The organism is Celeribacter sp., assembly GCF_048270365.1.
In the GTDB taxonomy this organism is placed as follows: domain Bacteria; phylum Pseudomonadota; class Alphaproteobacteria; order Rhodobacterales; family Rhodobacteraceae; genus Celeribacter.
The window spans coordinates 116,491-139,063 of sequence record NZ_JBLWTA010000006.1; the positions used below are offsets into that span (position 1 = coordinate 116,491).

Below are 22,573 nucleotides of genomic sequence, written 5' to 3' on the forward strand. Positions count from 1 at the left end.
AAGAGAGTGACGCGTAAAGATGACCAGCCCCGAGATGAAACGCCCGCCCCAGCCCGATTTCATCATCGGGGGCGCGCCGAAATGCGGCACCACCTCTTTGCACTTCATCCTCGATCAACACCCGGAGATCGCCTTTCCCACGGATGAGGTGAACTACTTCGACGCCGACGATCCGTTCAACTGGCCCGACCTGTTTTTCGAACGCGGCGGGCGGCTCGATTACCGCGACCCGTCGCCAGAGAACGCCGAAACGCGCGATTGGTATCGGGCGAAATATGCGGCTTTGGGCGATATGGCTTTGCTGGGCGAGGACAGCACGCGCTATCTGTTTTCGCCGATGGTGGCGCATCGGGTGAAACAGCGGCTGCCGGAGGCGAAGGTGATTTTCATGCTCCGCGATCCGGTCAAACGCGCCTATTCCGAGTATTGGCACGCGATGAAAATGATGCGGGTCACCGCGTCATTCGAGGGCGCTTTGACCGCCCTGCCCCAGATCGTGGCAGGTTCGACCTATGCGCCGCATTTGCAGCAATGGATCGACGTGTTGGGCCGCGACCGGGTGCATATCGTGCTTTTGGAGGACTTCAAAACCGACCGCCAAGCGGTGATGGACGGCATCGCAAATTTCATCGGCGTCGCGCCCTTTTCGCTTGAGGGCTATGAGCTGTGGTTCAACAAGACGAGCTACCCGGGCAAGCCCAAGCTCATGCAATGGGTCAACGCCCTGGTCGGGCGGCGGGTGTCGCGGTTGCGCTATATGGGGCATATGCGGCGCAACACCGGCCTGCGGGAGAAACTCGCCAACCGGCTGTATCAATTCTATTTCCACAAGGTGAATCCGCTGTTGCTCACCGCCGATCGCCCGCCCGAAATGAAACCCGAGACCGCGCGCTATCTCTCGCGCCTTTTGTCGGATCGCAACGCGGGGCTGGACGCGCTTTTGGGGCGGGATTTGTCGGAGGTCTGGTCGTCCTGGTCGCCTGCGACGACGCCGGCAACGGCGACGACAACGGACGACAAAGACAAGAGCATGGCCGCACAGTAAGAGCCAGGGTGAGGGTCAGAGTGAGGATCAGCCAGAGGAAAATTCAGCCCAGCGTCTGGAACAGCTCCAGATAGCGCTTGGCCCCTGCCGCCAGCGACAGGTTCTCACAAACATAATCGCGTGGCGCATAGCCCGCGTGGTGTTCCCAGAACCGATCAAAGGCCTCGACCAGTTCCGGCTGCTTGAACCGTATCCCGCAGCGTTCATCGAAATAGGGCACCGACGAGACCTCAAGTCCCGGCGGCGCAATCGACAGATCGTGCGGGCCGACGAGATGCCCCTCGTCCCAGGCGAAAATCGGCACGCCGGAACACATGGCCTCCTGATAGGCCAGCCCCTGAGTTTCATGTTCGCACAAAAACGCCATCGAGCGCGCCCGCGCCAGCGCGCCGCGGAACTGTCCCAGATGGTGAAACCCGTAGCGCAGGATGTGATAGCTCAGACCACGCGCCTCCAGATGCGCGATCAGCGGGTCCAAAAGGTCGTCTTTGCGCTCATCATAGTGCCAACGGATCTTGTCGTAGATCAGCACATCGATGTCCTTGTCCTGCGCCGAGAGGTCGGGCCAGTTGTCGGTGTCGAGGCCGACGAACATCGGCTTGACCCGATTGCCCAGTACGGGCCGCCAGATTTGGCAATACCATTCAGAGGGCTGGGTCACGATCTTGAGGTTGCAATTTTTGACCACGCGCATCGCATCGTTCGGGTCCGGCACCTCGCCGGGGCCGAACATCGCCGGATTTGGCAGGCGCACCTTCTCATAGACCGAGCGAAACCCGGTCAGCCCGACGGGCATGGTCGGATTGGCGCGGGCATAGGCAAAATCATTGAGCCGGATGGTGACACCGCTGGCCTCGAGACTGCGCTTGAGATTGAGAAAGGCGGTGTAGAAGCCGGTGTAGGGTTGCAGGTTCTTGGCGCGGCGATAGGCCTGCCGCAGGGTGCTTCGAATATGCGAGCGGGTGCGGCCAAAGGGGGCATCGTTGGCCTGCGTCTCATAGCCGTCATAAAACAGCGCAATGGTTTTCGGGGCGGATTTGCGGCTCATGCCTCGTCCCCCCCGTAATGATGGGTTTGCGGCGGCACACAGGCCCCGCGCGCAACGCCTGCGTGGAAAATCCCGCGCATCATCCAGAACCGATACTGGCTTTCGCGATACATCGTCAGCCCGGCGCGCAGCGTGCAATAGGCACTCTTGGCGCCAGAGCGCAGCACAAGCGCCGCGCGTTCGACCACCGGGGCATTGCGCCCCGCAGAGGTCACGCAATGCCCATAGGCCTGCCCGGTGCTGAACCGTCGCCGCATCACCCAGTCTTTCGACATGCGTTTCTCAGCGACGGGCTCACGCACCTTGGCATCGAGCGTGATGTCCATATCGACGCCATGCCGGTGCAGGCGGAAAAAGAAATCCGTATCCTCGCCGCCGGTGCGCCCAAAAGCCTCGTCAAACCGCGCCTCGCGCACGCGGGCGTTGCGCAAGTCCAACAAAACATTGCAGCTATAGCCGGTCTCCACCACCCCGTCGCGGTCCAGCGGAATGTTGGAATGCACGTCGTTCTCGATCATCCATTCCGGCGTTTCCTCCGGGTAGATCGCATAGGACGGCCCGAAAATGACACTGGCGCCCGAGCGTCGCCAAGAGCGGATCATATTCTCCAGCCAGCCGAGATCGGCGGTTTCGTCATCGTCAATGAAAATCAGCGCTTCGCCCTCGGCAGCGTCCAGACAGGCGTTGCGGGCAATCGCGATATTGCGCGCGGGCGCCGGACGGTAGCGGATGTTGAGGCCCGTATCCTGCGCCGCAATGGCGATCTTTGGACCCAGCTCTGCGACATCGTCATTGTCGGCGACGATCACCTCGATGGTGTAGCCATCCGGCACGATCTGATTGCCAATCGAGGTCAGGGTTTCGAACAGTTCGGGACGCCGAAAGGTGCAAATGCCGATGGAGATCAGACAACTGTCCGCCGCCGTGCTTCCGCGTGCATATTTGAAAGTCTCTTTATTCATCACCCACACTGCATTCCGGTGCGGCCTTGGCCGCTTTCGAAACGCTTAGCCCCCTTGCCGGAAACACCACAACGCGGTTGCGACAGGCCCGGCATGCCCGAACGCAACACTGAAACACGTGACGAAATCCGTCTCGACTTCGCTTTCGAGAAGTCTAACGCGCTTCAATCTCAAAGATACGACAGTTTTGGGTCCCGCCCTAACGGAGATCGAAACCGGCTCTCTGCGGGCCTCTCAAAGCACATAAATTGGGCGCAAACCGGCCTCGCCCGACCAATCCGCAACCAATCGCACATCGCAAAACGTAAAAATACCACAGCTAAATCTCACGAAGCCATGTCCCTGTGGGACATGCGAGGGCTTACTCGGAGGGCTTATTCGGAGGGCATGGCCGTAAGCGTCGGGGCCTGTGCGCCATTGAACCCGTGGAGGGAGTCCGGCGTTTTGCCACCCGAAATCCGATCCAAAAGCTGCGCCACCAAAAGGCTGTCCGACAGGCGCATCAGCTGACATTCGGTCTCGCCCCGGTGCAGCATGCGGGAGAATTCGTCGATCTGGAATTGCAGGCCCGAGCCTTCGTAAACCGACCCGATCTGCGCGCCTTCGAGACGCACCCGGTCGAGGAAAAAACGACGCAGCACACGCCCCAAAGAGGATTGCTTCAGCTTGTCCTTGAGGCCGCGTTTGCGGGGAGGCGCGGATTTCGGCGTGCTGGTCGCAGGCTCTGCCGTGACCGGCATCTCCGCGCTTTCCTTCACCTCTGGGAAATGCGTGATCCGACCGCCCAGCCCACAAAGGAACGGCGCATCGAGGGACAACCGCCCCTTGGTGCCGGTGATCTCCAACCGGTTGGGCAATTGCCCGCTGTGCGAGGCCGAGAGGGTCACAAGACAAGCCCCCTCCGCACCGCCGCGCAGCACCGCTGACATATCGCGATCCGTGCCGCGCGCGGAATAGCGAACCTCTGAGGCGCTATAGCTCAAATCGCCCAAGAAAAACTGAGCCAAAGAAATAGGATAAACCCCCAAATCGCGGATCACGCCGCCGCCCAGAGACGGCTCGGCGACACTTTTGTGGGGGCTGTCATCGACCGGAAATCCCAACGTGGCATTCAGATGCAAAGGCCTGCCGATCTCGCCCGCCTCCAGACGACGACGCAGTTCAAGCACATTCGGCAGGGTGCGGGTCCAGACCGCCTCCATCACCGGCACGCCCGCCTCTTTCGCGGCCTTGGCGATGGCTTCGACCTCGCCGGCGTTCATCGCCAGAGGCTTTTCACAAAGCACCGGCTTGCCATGGGCAATCGCCGCCAAAGTGGCCTCGGCATGTAGAGCGGTGGGCAGCGCGATGTAGATCGCGTCGATCTCGGGCGAGGCGAGCATCTCTTCGTAGCCCTGAAAACAGAGGCAGCTGTCAGGCGCGACACCGGCGAAATCCCGCAGCGCTTCGGCGCGATCCAAGGCGCGCGAGGCGATGCCTGCCAGACGGCTGTCGCTGCACAAGGCAATGTCCGTCACGAAACGCCGCGCGATCATGCCCGCGCCCACAATACCCCATCGAATTTCAGCGCTCACGACGCAGAACCTCCATCACTTCACCACCAACCCACAATTTTATTTAGGTACTCCGACCAAGTAATCTACCGGTGCGCAAGACAAATTGTTCACCAAGACAGTTTATCAAATGAATTGAAACACTTGGGGGCGCTTTGAAACAGGCTGCGATCTCGGCCAGATCACGTGCCTTGACCGCATCGATCAACCGCACCCAGCTGTAGCGTTTCATCGTATCAATCCAGAGCGCCTGAAGCGCGTCGCGCGCCGGGCCGGTCGCCGCATCGCGCAGGGCCTTGATCCGGCGTGCCAGAGCGTCCAGATCCTTGGCGCCATGCGAGCCGCTCAAAGAGTCCGGACGCACCACGGCGAAATATCCAGCGGGAGGGACGATCTGAAACGCCGCGCCTGCCGCGAGCGCCTCAGCATAGAGCGCGAAATCCTCGCCCAGCCGCATGTCTTCGTGGTAGCGCAGGGATTGTTCCTCAAGGAAGTCTCTCAAAATCAAAGGCTTGAGAAACCCCATCTCACCGCGCGCGCCATTGTAACTCGTCATATTGCCGCGCGTGAATTCCGCAAGATCCACCCCAAAGCTATCCGAACCGGGTTTCGGGAGATCCAACAAGCGCGTGCGCGGGCCCTCTTCATCGCCCTCTATCACCTTATAGAGATCGTCGGCCAGAATGGTGGCCTGCAACACACGGGCCTGCGCCATCATGCGCGCCAGACGCCCCGCCTCCATGAAATCGTCACTGTCGAGCACGGTGACATAGGTGCCTTTTGCGATCTCCAGCGCCATATTGCGCGCGCCTGACGGGCCCTTGTTCACGCCCGTGGTCAGGGCGATCACATTGTCATGCGCCTCCGCCAATTTTCGCGCCAAAACCAGCGTGTCATCCGGCGAGGCATCATCGACGATGATCACCTCGACCGTGACACCAGGCTGATCGAGAGAGGTGCGCACCGCGCGTTCCAGCGTTGCAACACATTTATAAGCGGCCACAATGACGGAGACGTCGATCTGCACAGTCTCGACCACGGATCAGCCCTCCTCGTGCCCCTCGGAGGCCGTCTCCGGCGCGCTCGGGTCCGTCGTCCATGGCCCGAAGTCCTGACATTGCAACCCGCCCCGCCCTAAAGGCACATAGGACATGCAGCCATAGCGCGCTTTGACATTAGTGTCGGGATCGACCTCGCCCGCCCAGGGCTCCTGCAATTCCGCGACGGCCCAGATATTGGCGAAGAGCTTGCCACGAAACTGCGGCATCGCGGTCTCAGAGGCCGCGGCGTAGAAAATCTCTTTGCCATCCACGAACCAGCGCACGCCCTCGGGCCGCCACTCAAAACGGTAAAGATGCATGCCCTCGGAGGCATCAAAGCCCAGCGGAATGTGCCGCCCCGGCATTTGTTTGCCATCGACGAAAATATTGGCATAGAGGCCCGTCGTATCCTTGCCCAAAAATTCGATGTCGATCTCGTGGTGCGGATCGCCGAATGTCCCGCCGGTATAGGTGAAGAACGACGAGACCACGCCCTCGGCTTTGGCGGGCTGCATCACCACCTCATAGTCGCCATAGCCATGCCCGCCGTCGCGCTGAAGCTCGGCGCCCCAAAAGGCTTTCTCCGACCCTTCGGGCGCGGGCGAGAGGCTCAGGATCACTTCCTTGGCCTCGGCATCATAGGCGATCCGGTCGCGGCGATAGCCCGTGACCATGGTGTCGCCACCGAAATCGAAATCCGACAGGTAGAATCCTCCCAAATCGGCCTCAGTTTCGAACAGCTGAAAGAATCCGCTGATCGGAGGAAGCTCCCCCTGCAATTCGGGCGCCTCCTGCGCCGCTGCGCCTTGCGACACCAATGCGGCGCCCGCGAAAAGCGACATTATAAGGCAGGAGCGCAAGATTTTACGGTCAGAATGAAAGTACAGATTGTCTGACATACGGGGGAACCCTAACAATGAACACACGAGTAAGAGGTTAACACAGCTGTTCAGGCAGGGAAGCGTTCATGAACCTGCAGACCACAATAATGATCGCGGCATATAACGCAGCGCGTTTTTTGCCCAAGTCTATAGCATCGGCGCGCGCGCAATCCGGTTTGACGCCGGAGATCCTTGTCGTCGATGATGCATCCTCGGACGAAACCCCTCAAATCATGCGGGATTTCCCGGATGTTCGATATATCCAGATGCCGCAAAACGGCGGACCGTCCGTCGCGCGCAACCGGGCGATCGAGGCGGCCACCGGCGACTGGATCGCCGTTTTAGACGCCGATGACGACATGGTGCCGGGGCGTTTGTCCACGATGTTGGACCATGCGGTGGCGGCGGATGCGGATATTGTGTTGGGCAATTTCACCCGTGTCGACATCCACGGCGTGCCGGTGAATGGCGGCGTATTTTTGACACCCTCCGAGGTGGACCCGCTGCATCACCTGACGCTCGAAGATTACCTTGCCAGCAACCAGATGACGGCGGGTGAGAAATGCCTGGGCTATCTCAAGCCTTTGTTTCGGCGCGAATATTTGATGGAGACTGGGCTACGGTATGACCCCGCGCTGCGCAACAGTGAGGACTATCACATCATCGCCGCCGCGATTGCCGAGGGCGCCAAGGTGATCATCGCGCCCGAGCCGGACTACCTCTATCAGCAGGCCGAAGGGTCGCTCTCCGCCACCGTGCCGCCGAAATATATCGAGGCGCTTTTGGCGGCCGATGCGGAATTTGCAGCCAAAGTTCTGGCGCCCGGCGCCGACACCCGCACAGAACGACTGGCCCAGATGATCGACATCCGCCGCACGCATCTTGAGACGCTGATGGCGGCGGAGGTGGTGATGACCCAGTTGAAAAACCGCCAGATCATGGCCGCCGGAAAACTCTGCGCCACGAACCCCAGAGCGCGCAAACTTGTGATGACGAAACTCTCGGAAGCCGTTCGAAAACGGCTGCCGGGCGGATAAGGGGCGGATAAGTCGGGGCAATTATTCCTGCCGCAACAGCGGCCTGATGCCCTCGCCCGGCCCTTTGAGGCTCACATCATGCTCTGATGTCACGACCTGTGTTTCGGGCTGAACCTCTTCCTGCACCTCCGAACGGATCACAGGCGCGGCCTCAGACAGAACCTCCGGCAGATCGTCGCCTTCCAGCACCACACGCTCCACGCGCAGCACATCTCCGCGTCCGATCAACGTGTCCGGCTCGACGCGCTTTTCGCCTGCGGCATCGCCATTTCGGGTCAGGAAATAAAAGGTCGCGACCTGATCCATCAGCGTCGAGGATTCGCCCCCCGCCGCCTCCACAAGCGCGCCGTAGGTTTCGCGGCGCAGGCGCAGCTCTTCGATCTCGCCTTGCAGGACCTGAAGCTCGCGCGCGGCTTCGACCTTGTCGCGTGAGCGCAGCGCCAGAATATCGCGTTCAGCCTCCTGATGCCGTTGGCGGGCGCGAAAAATCGCGGTTTCGATGTCAATCTGCTGGCTTTCCACGTCAAAAAGCGATTCCTGCGCGTCGCGGATCTGCACCGACCGCGCCAGCCCGCTTTCCTTCAGAGACAGCATATTGTCGAGGTTCTCCTGCGCCAGATCGATCTGGGTCGAGAGCCCGTCGAGCTTTTCCTCGAGGCTCGCGATCTCGGTGTTCAACAGCGCTTTCAAGCCCTCGAGGTTCTCGACCTCCAAGGCTTTGGCCTCGCGCCGCGCATTGAGTTGCTGTTGCTCGCCCTCGATCACCCGTTGAAGCGCGGCGGCGCCGTCGGGATGGGTGAGGTCTTCGGGCAAGGTGATCATCTCGGCGTCGTCGCGCATGGCGCGATAGCGGGCGGCGGAGACCTCCGCGCGCAGAATTTCGCGGCGCAGTTGCGAGAGCGTGCCGCTGTCGATCATCAGGCTGCGCACATTGCTATCAAGCCCACCCGCCAGACGCGGAGCACCGCCCGCCATGGCGAAGGCTTGATAGACGGTGCGGTCGGGCCGGGCCTCGAATTCGCCGGGACGCGCCACATCGCCCAACACGAAAAACGGCGCGTAGGCAGTGATGTTGAGGGTGACGACGGGGGTTTCGACCATCTGCGCGCGGTTCTGCAAAATCCCGGCGACCTCAAGGCTCAGGTCTTCGCGGGACACATTCACCGCCGGGAGAGACCCCACCAGCGGCAGGGTCAGCGTGCCCTCCGCCGAGACCGCATAGATGCCGGAAACCGGTTCCCATTGACGATATTCCAACTCCGCGTCTTCCCAGATGACGATGCTGAGTGCAACCTGATCGCCGACGCCCAGAAACCCTTTCTGAGCCTCATTCACGGAAGACACCACCGAAAGCCCCGCGGGATTCGGCACCTCAGAGAGGGCCATATCGTCCGTCACATCCTCTTGTGCCGCCGTCCAAACGCCCACGGATTGGGCCGAAAGCGGCTTTATTGCGGGCAAAGACATCAAAAACGCACAGAAAATGCCCAACGACACCGTTGGAACAGCCCCCCTGTGCGTCTGGCGATCTATCGTAGGAGCAAGCAGATGCATCTTTGTCACCTTTTAAGCATAGTACCTAGAGCCAGACACCATCTGGCCATGTTGTACGGGGGAACACTGTTATGGTTGCGCAAATTACCGCGCTTGTGCCAACTTTTAATCGCGGGGCCCTTCTCGCCGAGGCGATCGAGGCGATTTTGCTGCAAAAACGGGCAGTCTCGCAGATCATCGTCTGGGATGACGGCTCAACAGACAACACTTCCGACATCATAGCCCCCTATCTGCGCAATGAGGGCGCGAGGATCGACTATCGGCGCGCAGAGAATGCCGGAAAGTCCGCCGCATTGAATCAGGCCATGGAGCTGGCTCAAGGTGATTATATCTGGATTTGTGACGATGATGATATCGCCCTGCCGGATGCGACGCAAAAACTGGCCGCCATCTTGGATAAAAAGCCCGAGGTCGGCCTGGCCGCAGGCGCGCACAATCGGTTTTCCACCGCGCCTGAAAGTGGCGCAAAAGAGCTGAGCGACGCGGGCTATTGGCCGAACCTCACCTCCGGTAGCCCCCTGCGCCATGTGCTCGAAGACATCTTCTTTTTTCAAAACGCCACGCTGGTGCGCCGCGCCTGTTATGACAAGGTCGGGCCCTTCTCCGTCGATCTGGCGCGTTCGATCGATTACGACATGACGGTGCGGCTGATGGCGCGCTACCCGGCGGAGGTGATCGAGGACACGGTGTTTTTGCAACGCAAACACGACGGCGAGCGCGGCCCCGCCTGGCAACGCCATGCCGCAAAATCCTCGGACGATGTGTGGCGCAACGCCGACAAAGTCGTGTTCGAACGGCTGCGCGACCGTATTCCTTTGTCTCTGTACGAGGCGATGTTCGACTGCGACACGCCGGAACTATGCACCCGCGCGGCCCTGTTGCAGCGCGGCGCGGTCTATGCCCGGCGGCGCGATTGGGGCCAAGCCCTCGAAGATTTCGAAGCGGCTGTTCTGATCCGTCCCGAATTGGCCTTAAGCCCCGAGGAATGCCGGATCGCGATCCGGGCCGTGGCGGGCAAACATGGCGCGCAGGAGCTGTTTGAGACCCCCACGCGCAAACGCATTCTCGACATCTCGAAACGTGCGGCGGCGGGCAAATCCTTGGCTCGGGCGCTGTCGCGTGGGGCGGTTTGGCGGCTGCGCGAGGCGATCAAGGGCAAAAACCCCACCGAGGTGCTGGCGATCACCGCCCTTTTGGCCGCCCTGCCGCCTTGGTCGATCCCGACCGCCACCGGACGGACGCTCACGGAACGCGACCGGCTGCCGCTGGAGGCCTACGCATGGTAAAGACCCCGCCCGACCGCATCATTGTGCTGATCCCGACCCTCAATGAGGCGCGACACATTGAGGCCGTTCTAACGCAACTTTTGCCGCAGGACGCGGTGGCGGGGCAGGCTCGCGTGATCGTGGCCGATGGCGGCTCCACCGACGGCACGCAGGGGATCGTCGATGGCCTCGCCACGCGCTTTCCCAATCTCGAATTGCGGCACAATCCCAAACGCACTCAGGCCCATGCGATGAACATGCTTCTGGCGCCGGAGTTCGAGGCCTATGACATCGCGATCCGCTGTGACGCCCATGCCGCCTACCCGTCCGATTTCATCTCGCGCCTGTGTGCCGAGTTGGACCGGCAACCCGATATTGCCTCGATTGTCATCCCGATGGATGCGGTGGCGGAAGGGAATTGTTTTCGTCGCGGCCTAGCCTTTGTCGCCGACAGCAAGCTTGGCGCGGGCGGCTCACCGCATCGCGGCGGCGTCAAATCGGGTTATGTCGAGCATGGTCACCACGCCGCTTTTCGCCTCGACGCCTTTCGCGCCATCGGGGGCTATGACACCAGTTTCATCGCCAATGAGGACGCCGAGTTCGACCGCCGCCTCATCGCATCCCGGCGCAAAATCTGGCTCGATGCCAGCATTCGCATCGGTTATTTCCCGCGCGACAGCCTGCACGGGCTGTGGCGGCAATATTACAAATACGGTGTCGGGCGGGCGCGCAATTGCATGAAACATGGCGATATGCCCGCGCCGCGCCAGATGATCCCGGTGGTGCATGTGCTGCTTTTGGCGCTGTCGCTTTTGATACTGCCCTTTAGCCTTTTGGGGCTGATCTGGCCGGTTTTCTACCTGCTGCTCCTGAGCGGGGTTGCGATCCTCATGGCGCAAAAGCATCAGGCGCTTTGCGGTCTTGTGGCGCTTCCGGCGCTGGCGGCGATGCACACCTCTTGGGGGATCGGCTTTCTGGTCGGCCTCGCGCAGGCGCGCAAGGCGGGGCGCTGAGATGTCCGGTGAGATCAAACATATCGCCTTTTTCGGCCATAACGCCAAGGATTCCGCCGTCCGCCGCCGCGCCATCGCGATGCAGCGGGCGGGGTTTGACGTCACCGGCTTCATGCCCCGACGCGGCGAGGCCACGCCCGTGCCCTTCGATTGGGTCGATCTGGGCGAGACCCATGACAATGACTATGTGCATCGGGTCAAATCCATCTTTACCGGCGCCAAAACCGCGCTCGCCCAGCGCGCCACTGTGGAGAGGGCGGATCTGTTCTATGCGCGCAATCTTGACATGCTGGCGACCGCGCTCAGGGTGCGCCGCTTGATGAAATCCTCAGTGCCCGTGGTCTACGAATGCCTTGATATTCACCACCGGCTGGCGGGCGATGCCTTGTCGGCAAAAGCGTTCCGTCAGTTCGAGAAACGGCTGGTCGAGGCCAGCGATCTCATCGTCGTCTCCTCTCCGCGCTTCGAAGAGGAACATTTCCGGCGTTACTATCCGGGGTGCTATCAGCACATGCTGATCGAGAACCGGCTGATCGAGGGCGACGCCTTCGGGCCGCGGCCAGAACATGCCCTGCCGCATATTCCGGGGCGGTTGCGCGTCGGCTGGTTCGGCAATCTGCGCTGTCGGCGCTCGCTGGAGTTGCTCAAAGACCTCGCCCGACATTTCCCCCATGCGGTCGAGATCGTGCTGCGCGGCTATCCGGCGCTCTCGGTCATTCCCGATCTCGAAGGCGAAATCGCTCCCTTCCCCAACATCACCTATCACGGCCGCTACAAGGCGCCCGAGGATTTAAACCAGATTTACGGCGAGGTCGATCTGGTCTGGGCTGGCGATTGGTATGAGGCGGGGTTCAATTCGCTGTGGCTTTTACCCAACCGGGTCTATGAGGGCGGCTATTTCGGCGTGCCGGCGTTTGCGCCTGAGGGCACAGAGACCGCCAAATGGCTGCATGATCATGGCATCGGGTTGATCGTGGGCGATCCGGTGGAAAATCATTTCATCCCGCTGGTCCAGCACCTGTTGAATGATCCCTCCCCCATGTTGGAGCTGCGCCGGTCGCTGGCCGCCCTGCCCCGCGACACCTTCGTTGAACCACCCGCCGTCATGCATGAGATGGCCCAGCGCGCGCTGGCCGCTCATCGTGGCGATGCTTATCGGAAAGACTAAGCCCATGCCTAATCCTCAATCCTCTTTTCAGGAGTTAACCCCCTAGGAGATGTACCCTATGGACAAGAAACGCGACCTTCCACATGCCATCGTGATCGGCACCCCAAAATCCGGCACCACCACGCTTTGCGGTGCCTTGATGCGACACCCTGACATCTACATGTATCCCAAGAAGGAAACGCATTTCTTCAATGACCTGTTCACCAAACGGGACATGGAGTGGTACAAAAGCCTGTTCGACCCCGCCCCGGACGGTGCGCTTTTGATGGAGGGCACGCCGGATTACGCGATGTCCCATTGCGTCGAGCGCACGGCGGAGCGGATCGCCGACACGATCCCAGACGCCAAGCTCATCATGATGGTGCGCAACCCGATTGACCGGATCGAAAGCCATTACGTCCAGATGCTGTCCAATGCCCGCGAGGTGGTGCCGATTGACGAGGCCCTCGACAAATGGCCTGAGATTGTCGGCACAAGTGATTACGGCGCCACGGTCGAGACCCTGCGCCAGCATTTCCCCGACGATCAGATTTTGGTGCTGTTTCTGGACGACTACAAGGCCGACAAGGATACGGTCCACGCGCAGGTGCTTGAGTTTCTGGATGTCGACGCGTCCGAGACGGCCTTGGCCGCGCTCTCAGAACAACAGGCGCTGCACAAACGTGAGAACCAAGGCATGGACGGCGCACTTTTGGCGCGGCTCCGACGGTGGAAATACTACGACCGGCTGAACATGCTCATGCCCAAGGGCGTGATTGCCATGGGCAAGAAACTGCTGCGCAAGCCGCTCAAAGTGCCGTCCGAACTGCCGCCCAAGACACGGGCGCGTCTGGAGGCAGATTTCGCGCCGAAATGGGCGGAGTTTCAGAGCGAGTTTCGGTAGACGCGCACGCGCTCACAGCAGATTATATCACACGGGCTCAATCGGCGCCGGTCGACTTTGCGGCACATAGGGCGTGCCGTAAATCTCCGGATATTGAATCGCCAGCGTCACCTCGGTGATATGCAGCGAGAACGCCCCGCCCAGCCGCGCCGGGCGGTCCTCACGCACGGCAGCCGCCATATCGGCCACGCCCCGCACAAAATCCATCGGATGGCCGCCCTCGGCGAATTTGGTCTCCGGGTTCTTCGCCACCGCCAGTTTGCGTTTCGGCCGCATATGAAGGAATTTCTCCATCCCGCGCTGGATTTTGTTTTGCGGCAGAGGATAGGCGTCCACATGTGTGTGGAAGTTCCAAACCTCATGGGCGCAAAGCTCGCCCCCGTCGCAGAAAATCCGCAAGCGATGATCATGCGGCGCGATGATGGAATTGGTCAGACGCGCAGTCATGCCGCTCTCGAACCGCAAAAGCGCGCAGGAGAAATCCGCCGTGGTGTAATTCTCGGGCGTGTCGCCGCCCTTGTCCGGGATACAGAGGCTCGCAAAGCTCGTGACCTCTGTGACCGGGCCGAACATCGCCACCAGCCAGCTCAGCATATAACCCGCATGTTCCAGTGTGCAGCCGGTGTAAAACTCATCCTTTGCGGGCCAGGGCGTGCCCGATGAGCTGAGCCAATTCTCATAGCCCATCTTGTGAATCAACCCGTCGTCAATCTCGGCATAGACCAGACGCGGCGTGCCCAATTCGCGCTCGCGCACCGCCTGCCAGAGCCGCTGCGCCGCAGGGCCCAAAACCGATGAGGGGGCGGAGACGATCTGAAGCCCCTTCTCCTCGGCCAGCGCCACCAATTCGCGCGCCTGGTCGATCTCCATCGCCAGAGGCTTTTCGGAATAGACGTGTTTCCCGGCCTCCAGAATGCGCTTGCTTGTGGCGTAATGCGCATGGGGGTTGGTGAGGTTCACGATGATCTCGACCTCCGGGTCCGCGAGCATCTCTTCGAAACTGGCGTAGCACTCGAGTTTGTAAAACGCGGCGAATTTTTCAAGCCGCGCCCTGTCGTGATCCCAGATGCCGTGCAGCGTCAGGCTGTTTTTGTGATTGGCATAGGTCTGTTGGTAGAAATCCGCGACATAGCCGCAGCCGAGAAAGGCGATGCCGGTTTTGGCCGCCACCTTTGTACCGGCCTTTGCCGTGACATCCACCGAGGCTTCGGAGACGGACTCCGAAACATTGTTGGCCATATTCATGTTGATCCCCCCACTGAAACTGTTCTTAGAGACACTCAGAAACATGCGATGCCGGTCCAGCCCGCTGCATCGCCAAACGACAGGTCCAACATGGCACAGGTCTAGAATGACACAGTGATCGTAACGATCTTGCGTCTTGGCCCTTGTCGTCAGAAAAAGCCTACGCAGAGCCGCCCTTTCCGTCCAGTTTCACGAGGACTCACCCCCCGTGGCGCGGCTTGTTGGCGCTCACGGCTTTCTCCAAGCGATTTCTTTTTGACCACTTGCTCAAGGAGCGCCCAAAATTGTCACAGGATTGTGGCTCTGACGCGGGCGACTCACGCTGTACCCCCGGCGGCATTTCACGAGCGTTCACCTCGTTACCAATCCGTCGTACAGTCAGAGTACCTGTGGTGTGGTAGAGTGATGAGTATCTTGGCGGGGGATTAAACATGTCACGAAAGCGTATCTTGGCGCTGGCCCTTGTGGTCATTGTCTGTCTGGCCGGACTGTTCGGCGGTGGGATTTGGGCGGGATATGCGCTCAACACGGAAATGCAGAACCGGTTCAGTTTTCCGGCGCAAATTCATTACAAGTTGAACGGGATGTACAATTCCTACTTCAACGCGGGCGCCGAACCGGAGCCCGAGCGTCGGGTCACCAACCGGGCGATCCTGTCGCAGGAGACGATCTTTCTACCTGCCTCGGCCAAGGATTTCGCGGGCGGCATTGGCACCATCGGCGAAGACACGGTTCTGGTCACCGACCGCGTCGGCAAGATGTATTCGGTCACCGACGCCGTGGTCCATGAGCTGAATGTTGCGCCGCCCGATGACCACCGCGCGGCACTTGAGGCGCAAGTGGACGCGGGCGAATTGGGCCAGATCGAGATCAACTTCAACTGGATGCGATTTAACGACATCTTTTACTACGCCCGTGCGCAAGAGGGCGCGGGCTATCTGTTGCTGTCCTACACGGAATGGCTGCCGGAGCAGAAATGCTTTGGAAGCGCCATGGCGCGTCTGGCTGTTCAGGGCATGGACCCGACCACGTGGAATGCCGAAGCCGACGATTGGATCGTGATCGCGCGCACCGAGCCCTGCCTTGAACTTTTCACCACCGGCAAGGGCATGTTCGGCCTTGAGGCGGGCGGTCGGATGGACCGGATGCCCGACGGGCGCATCGCCTGGTCCTCGGGCGCCTATGAGCGCGCCGACCGCTTTGCAGAGCGCGATTTCACCCATGCCATCGGCCAATCGGACGATATGGATTATGGCAAGGTCCTTTTGGTCAACATCGAGAGCGGCGACAAGACGCCCGTGGCCAAGGGCCTGCGCAACCCGCAAGGGCTGAGCGTCGATGCAGAGGGGCGCATCTGGGTCTCGGACCACGGGATGCAGGGCGGTGACGAGTTGAACCTCGTGTTCGAGGGCGCGAATTTCGGCTTTCCGGCGGTGAGCTTTGGCACGAAATACAACCGCCAGCCCGCGGGCAACGGCGACCGCCACGCCAATCATGACGGCTACGACAAACCGGTGATCGCCTTTGTGCCCTCGATTGCGCCCTCCTCGGCGCTGGCGGTGCAGAATTTCCATTACGCCTGGGACGGAGACGTCCTTGTCGGCGCATTGAGCGGCGCGGTGCATCGGGTGCATATCGAGGACGGTCGCGGCATCTATGTCGAGCCGATCAACGTGGATATGCGCATCCGCGATATGGATGCGATCCACGGCGGCAAGACCATCGTGCTCTACACCGACGACCGCCGCCTGTCGTTCCTGACCGCCGACACCGGCCCCGATCCGATGGCACGCTTTGACGAGCTGTTGACGACTTACGCCGCGGACGCCGATGTGCTGGCGGCGGCGGACGGGACCATGGCGGCCTGTCTGCAATGCCATAGCCTGCTCGAAGGCGTGGACAATGGCGCGGGGCCCTCGCTGCACAACATCTGTAGCCGCGAGCCGGGCAACAGCCCCTTCGAAGGCTACTCCGGCGCCTTGGACAAACTGGGCGGAGTGTGGACCGAACAGACACTTCAGGCCTATATCTCCGATCCCTTCGGCATGTTGCCGGACACCAGCATGGGCTGGGAAGGCATCGAGAACGAGAATGTCTCTCTGGCGATTTCGAAGGCCCTGTGTGAACTGTGAGCTGTGAGACGCTTCACAATCTGAAACGGCCACTATGAGACTCAAAAGACCACCGCGCGGTGGTCTTTTTCGTAAAAGAGATGTGTATAAAGCGTTTCTCAAAAACTTGAGGCACTCAATTTTTGAGAAACGCAGCAATATCAATTCAGTATGGCAACGTTTTTCGCTCAATTTAATTCAGATTAAACGAAAAATGCTTTAGGTTTACTGTATTCCGGCACTCATTTCTCATGCCCTGAATGCGCAAGGATTTTCTTCGCAGAGCAAAAGATTTCTTCAACGTCAGCGGTCAGTTTTCCGCTTTTTTTGATCGCCTCTTTGTCTGCCTTGATGCCCGCCAAAAGCTCTTCGCGCAGACCCGGCATAAGTTTTTCCAAACGCGGCAAGAGCGCCGTCAAAACATAGTTTGCTCCAAGGTTTTGTGCATTCATTGTAATCTCCACGGGTTATCATTTCACAAGTCTTAAGACGCTGAAACACTCCCCCTCACGCCGACGTCATGATCAACCCGAAATTCTGCGCCTTGGCGGATTGCGCGATGGTCAGAGGCTCGCTCAGTTCAGACGCCGTCAAAGTGCCTGCGCGGACGACAAAGAGGTTCGCGTCCACCGCATCCGTCGCCGTATAGGCTTCGGTAAAGCTCGTGGCGGGGGGCGGCGCGATGATCACCGTGTCAGCCTCGGCCAGAAGCGCCTGCATCACCTCGTGGTATTTCTCCGTGTCGAACACCACGGCGGGGTTGGCGCCGGTCATGGTTTCGGTCGGCATGAAAAACGCCCCCACCCGCGGCATCCGGGTCAGCGCATCCTCGACCGCGCCATTGCCGTAGAGCACATCGGCGAGGGTCGCTTTCGGTTTGAGATATTCCAGTTTGGACGACAGCTGCGCGCCCCGGATGTCGGCATCGAGGAAGACGCAATTGCGGCCCTTGCGCGCCAGCGCCCAGGCCAGCATCACCACCGTGTGCAGCCGGTCGATGCGGTCGGTGTCCGAGTTCACAAGGATCGTGCGCGCTGCCCCTCCTGCCCGCATATCGACGTTATTGGCCAGACGCATCGCCTGTTTCGCCAGATCGCTATCGGGTTTGCTGTTCAACTTGCTGCACAGATCATAGAGCAACAAATCGTCGCTGACGCCACTCACCGTGCCGTAAACACCGACGCCCGTGCCCTGCGCCAATTGCTGTTCCGAGCCAAGCTTCTGCGGCAGCATGTTGCGGATCAAAAGATAAGCGACGCCCAGGAACACGCCGCCGATGGCCGCGAGGATCAGCGACAGTTTGCGGCGCGGATAGACCGGCGAACTTGGCGGGTTGGCGTAGGAGATTACCTCGGCATCCGGGCTTTGCAGGCTCTGCAATTCGCTCAGCTCTTTGAAGCGGCCGAGGAATTGTTGATAGACCTGACGGTTGGCATCGGCCACGCGTCTGAGCTGGCTCAGCTGGATTTCTTCGCCCGACTGGTTGAGCATGAGCCGCGACAGTTCCGAGAGCGAATTGTCCATCGAACCGACGACCACGGTCAGAACCTCGCGCTGGTTTTCCAGCCGGTCCAACTCGCGCCGCACCTCGGTTTCGATGGCGTCTTCAAGCTGTTCAATGGTGCGACGGATCGAGGCAACCTGTGCGGAATCCTCGCCAAAGCGACCGACCGCATTGGCCTCGCGCTGGCGCAGGCTCGACATCTGGCTGCGATATTCGACCATCTCTTCAGACGAGGACAAAAGCTGCGCGGCCAGCGGGCCGTCGTTCTCCAGCATCTCGTTCATCTTGTCACGCAGCGCGTTGATCTGGGCCAGTTCGGCGCGCTGTTGCACGAGCCGCGTGGTCAGTTCGGTCATCTGCTGATCGAGACGCGAGCGGTTGTCGGCATCGGCCTCCATCCGGGCGCGGTAATCGACCACGGCGCGCTCGGATTCTTCGAGTGTCACGGCTAGATCGTTCACCCGAACCTCCAGCCAATGGGTGAATTCCTGCGCCGCATCAAAGCGTTTGTCGGTCAGGAATTTCACATATTCGTCCATCAAAGTGTTGGACAAAGCGGCGGCCAGATCGGGGTTCTCGGACTCCGCCGTCACCTGCACCACATAGGATGTGCCCTGTTGACGCACCGAGAAAGAGCGGCGCAGCTTGCCGACGATATCCCGATATTCGCCCAATTGCGTGGCGCTCGCCGAGGCCGCCATGGAGATCTGGCTCTCAACCTCTGCGATCTCAGCCCCGCGATCCGCGTCGAAATCAGGAACCAGAGATTTCAGCCAGGATTTGAGCCCGCCGATGAAAGACGGGCCGTCGCCATCCAATACGGCGGGATTGAATTCCGGCACGGTCTCAAGCTCGAGCCGCTCCGCCACCCGGTGCAGCAAGACGTTCGAGCGCAGCACGGCCAGCTCGCCCTCGATCACCGAGCTCGTGAGATTCTGTTCCTCGACCAGATCGAAACTGTTCTGCGCGCTCAATCCCTGTTCGCCCAAGAGCATCTGAGAGATGGCCTCGTAGCGCGGGGTCGCATTCAACAGCAACAGACCGGTCAAAACGATGGCCGTGCCCGCAAACATCGCGATGGTCTTGCGCCCGTCCTTGATCAGTTGAATGAGATCGCTCAGGTGCATTTTCGGGGCTTCGAACTCCGATGGAGACGACGCGTGATCTTGCGGCCCATAGTCCTTTTTCGACAACGCCGGCACACCGCTATACTGATTCATACTCACACCCTCTCTAAGCCCCTTGCACTGGCCAGCGCACAGATGCTGGCCTCGTCGCAATGTCTCAACCCCCACGCCGGACACGCAACATGCGCCCCGGCCTCACCTTCAGCTTTCTCAACCAGCTTTCTCAACCGCCGATGCGCAATCAAGGAATTTCCCCCGCGAAGGCCGGTAATTCCCGTGACGCTCATTTTTTGAGCGGCGATTTTCCTCTGCACACGATATAAACCTGACTGTAACAGGGATTTGTTTACCATAGTAAAACACTCGAAACCCCGGTCAGGATGGGCCATAGACCCGCTCCCGCACCCCGATCAGCGCCCCCATGTAGAGCACCATCGTCATGAGCGCGAAGGGCGTCATCAGCCCCGGCTCCGTCATGTTGCGCGCCAGGATCATCAGAGCAATGCCCACGAAAAACGCCTGCGGCATCTCGCATTTGCGGATCATCGCGGCGAAGACCTGCCAGATCGAAAAGAAAAACGCCATGATCGCAATTCCCAGCCCGATCAGACCTTGGTGCACAGCGGTCTGAAGATAGGCGTTGTGAAAGGTGAAGGAGGCGTTGAAGTCCTTGTGGAAGTCGATGAAAATCTTGCGCGAGACATGGGTCCAGTCGCGCGGGTTCCAGAACCCGCCATGGCCCACACCCAAAAGCGGGTGTTCCTTAATCTGCTCAAAGGCATAGCCCCAAAGCACGGTGCGCCCGGTCAGCGTCGCGTCCTTGCCGAACTCATCGAGGACAAGGCCAATCACATCGACATTTGCGGCGGAGAACACCAAAGAGGCGCCGATCAACAAAAGGCTCAGCCCCAAGGTCAGGATCATCAGAATGGCGGGATGAAACAGCCCCCGGCCTTCGAGGATTTTCGACAGGAGGATCACCAACATGAGCGCAAAGGCCAAAAGCACGGCGGTGGCGGAGTTGGAAATGAACACCAAGGCCAGCGCACAGGCCGCCAGAATGCCCGCAGCAAGGCGAATAAGGCGATGTTGACCATAGTCGAGCGTCACGCAAAGCGCCGCCGTCCAGAGGATCACCATATTGAGACCCATGGAGTTTTTCGAAGCAAAGACCCCGCGCGAAGCCTTGCCGCCGGTCGCGGGCAAAATGAGCGAGGCGATGGCGAAGATCCCCGCCGCAAAGACCAGCGAGACAAGCACATCGCGCCGCTCGAGCCTGAGCGCCACGCAGTAGCAAATCATCACGGTCAGAAAGCCCTGCGCGGCGGATTTGATAATGGTGCTCGGGTTGACGCCCCAAAGCACCGACATCGTGCACCAGATCGGAAACAGGAACAGCACCCAGGATTTCGCGACAATCGGGAAAAGCTCGTCGATGTCGCGCACAAAGGCGTAGCCGAAATACAGAGACAGCGGATAGAGGATCAGCTCGTCCATCGGGAATTGTTTGAAGGTCACCACCAGCCAGAGCGTCAGCAAGAGATGATCGCGCAGCTTGGCACTCAGCCCGAACCAGCCTTCTTCATAGCGCGCCCTGCCCCGACCTGCCCGCAGAGGCGGACGGGGGGCGGTGGGATAGATTGTCCCCTCTGGCGTCATCATACTCAGATCACTCTTCTTACACGCCGAACGCGGGCCTGACACCCGATCACAAAAGCATGCTTCTATGACATTACATGCAGGTTTCCCGCCCGACCCACTCTTTTCTTGAGGCATTTGTGCCTAAAAACGCGCCAAGCCGCCTTATTTTGCGCGTTTTGAGGGGGCTGATGCTTGGTTTTCCAGCGCAACGCGAACGTCTTGGGCCTGTTTGGTCCGGCTTGCGCGGGTTTGAGACTCACGTGTTGGCCCGCCCGGTGATCCTTTTGGTGATCCGCCGCCGCTTGCCCCCAGGCCATCCTCGTGAGACACTGCGCACATGGCACGCCCCTCCTCTGATCAGCTTCCCGTCCACCTCCTGACCGGCTTTCTCGGCGCGGGCAAAACCACGCTTTTGAACCGGCTCTTGCAGGACCCGCGCTTTCAAGACACCGCGCTGATCATCAATGAATTCGGCCTCGTCCCCATTGATCAGGACCTGATCACAAAGGATTTGGTCGGCGAAGGCTCCGAACGCGTCATGGTGACCACCTCGGGCTGTATCTGTTGCACCGCCGGGAGCGATCTTCGCAGTTCATTGGAGCGCCTGTTGGTCGGACGTCAAAACGGCAGCCTCCCCGCCTTTTCGCGGGTGATTGTCGAGACCACCGGTCTCGCGGACCCCGCGCCGATCCTCAACAGCCTCATTCCCGGCGGGCTTCCGGCCATGGGCTTGCGCGATCACATGGTCGCCCGCATGTTTCGGCTCTCGTCGGTCACCACGGTGGTCGATGTCGCGGGGCTTGACGTTGCACTTGCTGAGCATCCCGAAAGCCTGCGTCAGATCGCCTTTGCCGATCATCTCGTGCTCACCCATGTCGATGAGGTCACGCCGGAGACGCTGGCGGAGGTGACAGATCGGCTCCACGCCCTGAACGCCACCGCACAGGTGCATCGGGCCGGGGACCCCGCGTTTGACCCCGGCATGCTGCTTGAGGCCGGAAGCTATTCCGCCTTTGGCAAGGGCGAGGATGTCGCCACATGGCTCGCCGCCGATCACGACCACGCCTGCGGGGCGTTTCACGATCTCAACCGACATGGCGATGTCACGGCGCTGACCCTGACCGCAGAGGCGCCCCTGCCCGAAGCCGCGCTTTTGGCCTTTCTGGGCGCCCTGTGCCGCAGACCCGAAAACGGTCTCTTGCGCATCAAGGGTCTTGTTGCGCTGAGCGACGACCCCACCACCCCGGCGCTGGTCCATGCCGTCGGCCACCGGCTTTACCCGCTACAGCGGCTGGAGGCTTGGCCCAATGGTCAGGCCAGCACCCGGCTGGTGCTGATCGGCACGCATCTCGACGCCCCCGCGCTTCAGGCGCAGTTTGAGCGGATCGGACAGGCGGGCCTTCCTCTCATGCCGTCCAGATGAATTTCGCTCATCATTATCTTAAGAATTATTCGCTACCGCTCATGTTCAACTGAGACTATATCCCCCCAACGCC

General features: G+C 60.3%; 18 protein-coding genes. 8 read left to right on the plus strand and 10 right to left on the minus strand.

Features of this window, described 5'->3' with window-relative positions; translation table 11 throughout:
• Window positions 1-19 precede the first annotated feature (19 nt).
• Window positions 20-1,045: a sulfotransferase family protein gene (locus ACN0X0_RS10140; protein WP_417279064.1), complete on the plus strand. Its 1,026-nt coding sequence runs from the start codon at window positions 20-22 to the stop codon at window positions 1,043-1,045.
• Between the two features lie 43 nt (window positions 1,046-1,088).
• Here the strand turns inward: ACN0X0_RS10140 and ACN0X0_RS10145 are convergent, their stop codons facing one another.
• The 5 genes from ACN0X0_RS10145 to ACN0X0_RS10165 form a co-directional block, all read right to left on the minus strand.
• Window positions 1,089-2,093, minus strand: coding sequence for a glycosyltransferase (locus ACN0X0_RS10145; RefSeq protein ID WP_417279065.1), 1,005 nt, complete (start codon window positions 2,091-2,093; stop codon window positions 1,089-1,091).
• The gene (locus ACN0X0_RS10150) at window positions 2,090-3,055 is read right to left on the minus strand and encodes a glycosyltransferase family 2 protein (protein WP_417279066.1); all 966 of its coding nucleotides are present in this window, start codon (window positions 3,053-3,055) and stop codon (window positions 2,090-2,092) included. The genes ACN0X0_RS10145 and ACN0X0_RS10150 overlap by 4 nt, the downstream gene beginning before the upstream one ends.
• A gap of 374 nt (window positions 3,056-3,429) precedes the next feature.
• Window positions 3,430-4,629 (minus strand): Gfo/Idh/MocA family protein, encoded by a 1,200-nt coding sequence (locus ACN0X0_RS10155; protein ID WP_417279067.1) that lies wholly within the window; start codon window positions 4,627-4,629, stop codon window positions 3,430-3,432.
• Window positions 4,630-4,672: 43 nt separating this feature from the next.
• A complete protein-coding gene (locus tag ACN0X0_RS10160; protein WP_417279068.1) occupies window positions 4,673-5,647 on the minus strand; it encodes a glycosyltransferase family 2 protein in 975 nt (324 codons plus the stop codon).
• 3 nt (window positions 5,648-5,650) lie between these two features.
• Window positions 5,651-6,490 (minus strand): family 16 glycosylhydrolase, encoded by an 840-nt coding sequence (locus ACN0X0_RS10165; RefSeq protein ID WP_417279069.1) that lies wholly within the window; start codon window positions 6,488-6,490, stop codon window positions 5,651-5,653.
• Between the two features lie 125 nt (window positions 6,491-6,615).
• Here ACN0X0_RS10165 and ACN0X0_RS10170 point away from each other — a divergent pair, with 125 nt between their 5' ends.
• Entirely contained in the window at window positions 6,616-7,566 is a 951-nt protein-coding gene (locus ACN0X0_RS10170) for a glycosyltransferase family 2 protein (protein ID WP_417279070.1), read from the plus strand.
• Window positions 7,567-7,587: 21 nt separating this feature from the next.
• Here the strand turns inward: ACN0X0_RS10170 and ACN0X0_RS10175 are convergent, their stop codons facing one another.
• The gene (locus ACN0X0_RS10175; protein WP_417279071.1) at window positions 7,588-9,033 is read right to left on the minus strand and encodes a polysaccharide biosynthesis/export family protein; all 1,446 of its coding nucleotides are present in this window, start codon (window positions 9,031-9,033) and stop codon (window positions 7,588-7,590) included.
• Window positions 9,034-9,191: 158 nt separating this feature from the next.
• Here ACN0X0_RS10175 and ACN0X0_RS10180 point away from each other — a divergent pair, with 158 nt between their 5' ends.
• From ACN0X0_RS10180 to ACN0X0_RS10195, 4 genes are read left to right on the plus strand one after another with little or no spacing between them, the layout of a single operon-like run.
• The gene (locus tag ACN0X0_RS10180; RefSeq protein ID WP_417279072.1) at window positions 9,192-10,406 is read left to right on the plus strand and encodes a glycosyltransferase family 2 protein; all 1,215 of its coding nucleotides are present in this window, start codon (window positions 9,192-9,194) and stop codon (window positions 10,404-10,406) included.
• Window positions 10,400-11,398 carry a glycosyltransferase family 2 protein gene (locus tag ACN0X0_RS10185; RefSeq protein WP_417279073.1) on the plus strand — a complete coding sequence of 333 codons (999 nt, stop codon included), beginning with the start codon at window positions 10,400-10,402 and terminating at the stop codon, window positions 11,396-11,398. Before ACN0X0_RS10180 ends, ACN0X0_RS10185 begins: the two co-directional genes overlap by 7 nt.
• A gap of 1 nt (window position 11,399) precedes the next feature.
• Window positions 11,400-12,566: a glycosyltransferase gene (locus ACN0X0_RS10190; RefSeq protein ID WP_417279074.1), complete on the plus strand. Its 1,167-nt coding sequence runs from the start codon at window positions 11,400-11,402 to the stop codon at window positions 12,564-12,566.
• A gap of 58 nt (window positions 12,567-12,624) precedes the next feature.
• Window positions 12,625-13,449, plus strand: a complete 825-nt coding sequence (locus ACN0X0_RS10195) for a sulfotransferase family protein (protein WP_417261729.1) — start codon at window positions 12,625-12,627, stop codon at window positions 13,447-13,449.
• A 27-nt stretch (window positions 13,450-13,476) separates the two neighbouring features.
• Here ACN0X0_RS10195 and ACN0X0_RS10200 read toward each other — a convergent pair whose 3' ends face one another.
• The gene (locus tag ACN0X0_RS10200) at window positions 13,477-14,694 is read right to left on the minus strand and encodes a Gfo/Idh/MocA family protein (RefSeq protein WP_417279075.1); all 1,218 of its coding nucleotides are present in this window, start codon (window positions 14,692-14,694) and stop codon (window positions 13,477-13,479) included.
• 431 nt (window positions 14,695-15,125) lie between these two features.
• Between ACN0X0_RS10200 and ACN0X0_RS10205 the strand changes: the two genes are divergently transcribed.
• Entirely contained in the window at window positions 15,126-16,826 is a 1,701-nt protein-coding gene (locus ACN0X0_RS10205; RefSeq protein WP_417279076.1) for a PQQ-dependent sugar dehydrogenase, read from the plus strand.
• Window positions 16,827-17,047: 221 nt separating this feature from the next.
• Here ACN0X0_RS10205 and ACN0X0_RS10210 read toward each other — a convergent pair whose 3' ends face one another.
• The 3 genes from ACN0X0_RS10210 to ACN0X0_RS10220 all read right to left on the minus strand — a co-directional run bounded on the left by ACN0X0_RS10210 (window position 17,048) and on the right by ACN0X0_RS10220 (window position 21,098).
• On the minus strand, window positions 17,048-17,257 hold the full coding sequence (locus ACN0X0_RS10210) for a hypothetical protein (protein ID WP_417279077.1): 210 nt from the start codon (window positions 17,255-17,257) through the stop codon (window positions 17,048-17,050).
• 55 nt (window positions 17,258-17,312) lie between these two features.
• Window positions 17,313-19,529, minus strand: a complete 2,217-nt coding sequence (locus ACN0X0_RS10215) for a GumC family protein (protein ID WP_417261725.1) — start codon at window positions 19,527-19,529, stop codon at window positions 17,313-17,315.
• A 282-nt stretch (window positions 19,530-19,811) separates the two neighbouring features.
• The gene (locus ACN0X0_RS10220; protein WP_417279078.1) at window positions 19,812-21,098 is read right to left on the minus strand and encodes an O-antigen ligase family protein; all 1,287 of its coding nucleotides are present in this window, start codon (window positions 21,096-21,098) and stop codon (window positions 19,812-19,814) included.
• Between the two features lie 316 nt (window positions 21,099-21,414).
• Between ACN0X0_RS10220 and ACN0X0_RS10225 the strand changes: the two genes are divergently transcribed.
• Complete coding sequence (locus ACN0X0_RS10225) at window positions 21,415-22,500, plus strand: CobW family GTP-binding protein (protein WP_417279079.1); 1,086 nt, start codon at window positions 21,415-21,417, stop codon at window positions 22,498-22,500.
• The last annotated feature ends 73 nt before the right edge of the window (window positions 22,501-22,573 follow it).

Bases quoted from the DNA above. Each gene is read 5' to 3' on its own strand.
- ACN0X0_RS10175 (WP_417279071.1), bottom strand. From the start codon at position 9,033: ATGTCTTTGCCCGCAATAAAGCCGCTTTCGGCCCAATCCGTGGGCGTT.
- ACN0X0_RS10170 (WP_417279070.1), top strand. From the start codon at position 6,616: ATGAACCTGCAGACCACAATAATGATCGCGGCATATAACGCAGCGCGT.
- ACN0X0_RS10195 (WP_417261729.1), top strand. From the start codon at position 12,625: ATGGACAAGAAACGCGACCTTCCACATGCCATCGTGATCGGCACCCCA.
- ACN0X0_RS10165 (WP_417279069.1), bottom strand. From the start codon at position 6,490: ATGTCGCTTTTCGCGGGCGCCGCATTGGTGTCGCAAGGCGCAGCGGCG.
- ACN0X0_RS10150 (WP_417279066.1), bottom strand. From the start codon at position 3,055: ATGAATAAAGAGACTTTCAAATATGCACGCGGAAGCACGGCGGCGGAC.
- ACN0X0_RS10145 (WP_417279065.1), bottom strand. From the start codon at position 2,093: ATGAGCCGCAAATCCGCCCCGAAAACCATTGCGCTGTTTTATGACGGC.
- ACN0X0_RS10220 (WP_417279078.1), bottom strand. From the start codon at position 21,098: ATGATGACGCCAGAGGGGACAATCTATCCCACCGCCCCCCGTCCGCCT.
- ACN0X0_RS10210 (WP_417279077.1), bottom strand. From the start codon at position 17,257: ATGAATGCACAAAACCTTGGAGCAAACTATGTTTTGACGGCGCTCTTG.
- ACN0X0_RS10205 (WP_417279076.1), top strand. From the start codon at position 15,126: ATGTCACGAAAGCGTATCTTGGCGCTGGCCCTTGTGGTCATTGTCTGT.
- ACN0X0_RS10200 (WP_417279075.1), bottom strand. From the start codon at position 14,694: ATGAATATGGCCAACAATGTTTCGGAGTCCGTCTCCGAAGCCTCGGTG.
- ACN0X0_RS10180 (WP_417279072.1), top strand. From the start codon at position 9,192: ATGGTTGCGCAAATTACCGCGCTTGTGCCAACTTTTAATCGCGGGGCC.
- ACN0X0_RS10215 (WP_417261725.1), bottom strand. From the start codon at position 19,529: ATGAATCAGTATAGCGGTGTGCCGGCGTTGTCGAAAAAGGACTATGGG.
- ACN0X0_RS10185 (WP_417279073.1), top strand. From the start codon at position 10,400: ATGGTAAAGACCCCGCCCGACCGCATCATTGTGCTGATCCCGACCCTC.
- ACN0X0_RS10140 (WP_417279064.1), top strand. From the start codon at position 20: ATGACCAGCCCCGAGATGAAACGCCCGCCCCAGCCCGATTTCATCATC.
- ACN0X0_RS10190 (WP_417279074.1), top strand. From the start codon at position 11,400: ATGTCCGGTGAGATCAAACATATCGCCTTTTTCGGCCATAACGCCAAG.
- ACN0X0_RS10225 (WP_417279079.1), top strand. From the start codon at position 21,415: ATGGCACGCCCCTCCTCTGATCAGCTTCCCGTCCACCTCCTGACCGGC.